Origin of the sequence: Azotobacter beijerinckii (genome assembly GCF_900110885.1) — a bacterium.
Lineage (GTDB): Bacteria > Pseudomonadota > Gammaproteobacteria > Pseudomonadales > Pseudomonadaceae > Azotobacter > Azotobacter beijerinckii.
On the sequence record NZ_FOFJ01000130.1, the window covers coordinates 1 to 3,348 of the forward strand.

The following is a 3,348-nucleotide window of genomic DNA, read 5'->3' on the forward strand; positions in this document are numbered from 1 at the left end:
TGACCAGCGCCGAGGTGATGGGGCGAGTCTGCACCTATTACGGTTGTGAACAGCTCCCGCCACTTGAACAGGATGTTGGTTGAAACTGCACTAGGGCCAGCGCGTCGGCCGCCTTGTCCTTCGTGCGGCTCATGACGGTCACCTCGGCGCCCAGGCCGATGGCGAGCTTGACGGCCATGTGGCCCAGCCCGCCGAGGCCGATCACGCCGACGCGGCTGCCCGGGCCGACGTTCCAGGTGCGCAGCGGCGAGTAGGTGGTGATGCCGGCGCACAGCAGCGGCGCCGTTTTTGCCAGGTCCAGGCCTTCCGGCACCCGCAGGACGAACTCCTCGCGGACCACCAGATGCTTGGAATAGCCGCCGTAGGTGATCGCTCCGCTGATGCGGTCGGGCGAGTTGTAGGTGTCGGTCCTGCCGTTGCTGCAGAACTGTTCTTCTCCATGGTGGCAGTGGTCGCATTCCTGGCAGCTGTCGACCAGGCAGCCGACGGCCACCGCATCGCCAACCTTGTAGCGGCTGACTGCGCTGCCGACCTCGGTCACGCGGCCGACGATCTCGTGGCCGGGGACGGCCGGATAGAGAGTCCAGCCCCAGTCGTTGCGGGCGGTATGCAGGTCCGAATGGCAGACGCCGCAGTAGAGGATCTCCATGGCGACATCGTTGGGGCGCAGCGGGCGGCGCTCGAACGTGAAGGGCACGAGCGGCGCTCCGGCAGTCTGTGCGGCGTATCCGATGGTTTTCATGATCAGCAGTCCTTGGTGGGGGTGATGGAAAAGCTTCGCCTGTGCCGGACGCCGCGCCAGCGTCTTCATTGGTGGCAGCCGTCATGCCCGCGAGCGTCAGGAGGCTGAGGCTCCCGCCCTGACCGATACCGATCAGCGCCATCGGTAGAGCTGGCCTTGAAGCCGTCATTCGATACGGACTAGGGGAGGCGGGCTTGCAGCCTGTCAGTCGCCTTCTGCTCTGGCCGCACTCCGGCAGGAGCCGGGAATGTTTGCCTGTCATATGCAGGAGCAGTCCCTTTCGAGTCGATGCAAATGTACCGGGTGCGAACTCACCTGATTAGCCGGTCCAATCCACATAGACCTATGAGCCAGGTTCATGAATGTACTGGAGAGCTACCGAGTCCATTTTCGTACCTATGTTCAGCATTCTTCTCATCCATCCCAATCAGCCAGGCTCCCATGGCAAGTCGGCCGTGGCCGGCGGTTTTTTCTGTAGTCGGTTGTCCGTTAATCGCACGAGCATGAGTTGAGGCCGCTTGCTTAAAATTGGAATATGGTTCCAAATAATTAAGGGCGCACTCGAAAGAGGCGAGCAGCGCCGGCTCCGCTTCCGGGGTCGCCATCCACAACAACAACTGATCGAGGCCATTCGCGAGGCCGCCGAAAGCGGTCGCGCCTGCTCGCCCCACGTCATTTCCGTCCCCCTGGAGAGATCCGCCATGAGCGAACGCATCCTGTCCCTGGCCGCCCTGACAGTCCTCGAACTGTCTCCGCCCGAAATGGTAGAGGTGGCCGCCCGTGCCGGCTACAGCCACGTCGGCCTGCGCCTGGTACCGGCCACCCCCGAGGAATACCACTTCCCACTGGTCGCCGACGCCGAGTTGCGCCGACAGACTCTGGCGCGCCTGCGCGATACCGGCATCAAGGTGTTCGACGTGGAGATCCTGCGCCTGAGGCCGGAAACCCGCGTCGCCGACTTCGAGCAGATCCTGGCCGCTGGCGCCGAGCTGGGTGCCAGCGAGCTGCTGGTGGCCGGCAACGATCCCGACGAGGCGCGCCAGACCGACAACTTCGCCGCGCTGTGCGATCTGGCGGCCGGCTTCGGCCTCAATCCGCACCTGGAATTCATGCCCTGGACCGACGCCCGCGATCTGCTCCAGGCCATGCGCATCGTCGAGAGCGCCGGGCGTGCCAACGGCTGCGTGCTGGTCGATGCCTTCCATTTCAACCGTTCCGGCTCGCGTCTGGAGGATCTGGCCCGGCTCGACCCGGCGCGCATCCACTATGCCCAGCTGTGCGACGTGGCCGGGCCGCGTCCGGCCGACATGGCCGAGATTCTCCGCCAGGCGCGCAACGAGCGGCGCTTCCCCGGCGACGGCGATTGCGACCTGCTTGGTCTGCTGCGCACCCTGCCGGCCAACCTGCCGCTCAGCCTGGAAATCCCCACCCGGCAGTTGCTCGAGCAGGGCGTCAGCGCCTTGGAGCGGGCGCAGATTGCGATCGACAAGACGCGCACCCTGCTGGCGTTGGTCTGAAGAGCTGCCTCTGCCGCAAGGGCAGGGGCATGGCTTGCCGATAACCGTGGACTCACCCGCAGTCCCGTGACGGTGTTACTCGCGAATGAGTTGGTGTAACGCCGAAGCATTTCTGCAAGGGCCTTCCTGCTTGTATTCGCGAGTCTCCAGGCAAATGCTTGCAGGGCATTTATGTTGTTGCCGATGAGTCATCTCATTGTGCAATCAGTTCGTTCTGCAACTGTCGCAGCGAAAATATGCGCTCAATTGCGAGCGAAATTGTTCGTGATTGTGCAGTGGTCTTTTGCGGATGAGCTTTTTGTTTTTGTACGGGCAGTCTGCCTATTATCCTTATTGGTATTGCGGGTTATTTTCAAAACTGTCTAACTCCCAGATACGCCGAAATCCGTACCTTCCGCGACCGCCTGCCGCATTTCGGTTGATCCATGTCAGTTCTTTAGCAGGCCGTCAGGTAGCTATTGGTAGACATTGATCCCGGTCAATTTTTCCGGTCGCTAGTGCAGCTACCTTGAAGCCATTGAAGAGACGGTCAGTGAAGTAAAAGGAGTCAGCCATGTTTATCGATGAAGTGCTGTTGGTCGGAATGGCAGTCATTGGGTTGATGCTCGTCTTCGTTGGCAGAGTCGGTTATTTCGTCTGGAAGGACTCCCGAGAATACAAATAAGGCAAGTTCTTCGGATCCAGAGCACGCAAGGCACTTTTGGGCGACTTGGTCGCCCTTTTTTTTGGTTCATCGCATTTTCCCGGGGAAGGCGGCCTTGATCTTCAGGAAGAAGTACTCCACGTCCCTGAAACCATAGGCCATGCGCTTGATCACCTTGATCCGGTTGTTCACCCCCTCCAGCAGGCTGGTGTGCATGGGGAATCGTGCACTGGCCAGGATGCCTCGGACATAAAGCTGGAGATTGCGGGCAAAGCGTTGTAGTGGCGCCAAGCCGATCTCTCGGGCATGCCTCAGCCAGGCTCGCCAAAGCCGCCAGCCCTCCCGCACGCTGGGCGTGTACCAGACCCGCAACAAGCTGCACGCCCTGCAGGACATCGTCATGATCACGCTCTGCGCTACTCTGTGCGGTTATGACGACTGGGTCG

2 protein-coding genes and 2 pseudogenes are annotated in these 3,348 nt (G+C 61.3%); 2 read left to right on the forward strand and 2 right to left on the reverse strand.

Features of this window, described 5'->3' with window-relative positions; translation table 11 throughout:
* Positions 1–91: 91 nt before the first annotated feature.
* Positions 92–742 (reverse strand): annotated as a pseudogene (locus BMY22_RS22940) (NAD(P)-dependent alcohol dehydrogenase); the annotation flags it as partial.
* A gap of 701 nt (positions 743–1,443) precedes the next feature.
* Here BMY22_RS22940 and BMY22_RS22945 point away from each other — a divergent pair.
* Positions 1,444–2,259 carry a sugar phosphate isomerase/epimerase family protein gene (locus BMY22_RS22945; protein ID WP_090625618.1) on the forward strand — a complete coding sequence of 272 codons (816 nt, stop codon included), beginning with the start codon at positions 1,444–1,446 and terminating at the stop codon, positions 2,257–2,259.
* Positions 2,260–2,812: 553 nt separating this feature from the next.
* Positions 2,813–2,923, forward strand: a complete 111-nt coding sequence (ccoM, locus tag BMY22_RS25295; RefSeq protein WP_090625620.1) for a cytochrome c oxidase subunit CcoM — start codon at positions 2,813–2,815, stop codon at positions 2,921–2,923.
* 66 nt (positions 2,924–2,989) lie between these two features.
* On the opposite strand, the pseudogene BMY22_RS22955 reads toward ccoM, so the two are convergent.
* Positions 2,990–3,268 (reverse strand): annotated as a pseudogene (locus BMY22_RS22955) (transposase); the annotation flags it as partial.
* Positions 3,269–3,348 lie beyond the last annotated feature (80 nt).

Excerpts from the sequence above, each read along its gene's own strand:
- BMY22_RS22945 (WP_090625618.1), top strand. The coding sequence starts at position 1,444 with ATGAGCGAACGCATCCTGTCCCTGGCCGCCCTGACAGTCCTCGAACTG.
- ccoM (WP_090625620.1), top strand. The coding sequence starts at position 2,813 with ATGTTTATCGATGAAGTGCTGTTGGTCGGAATGGCAGTCATTGGGTTG.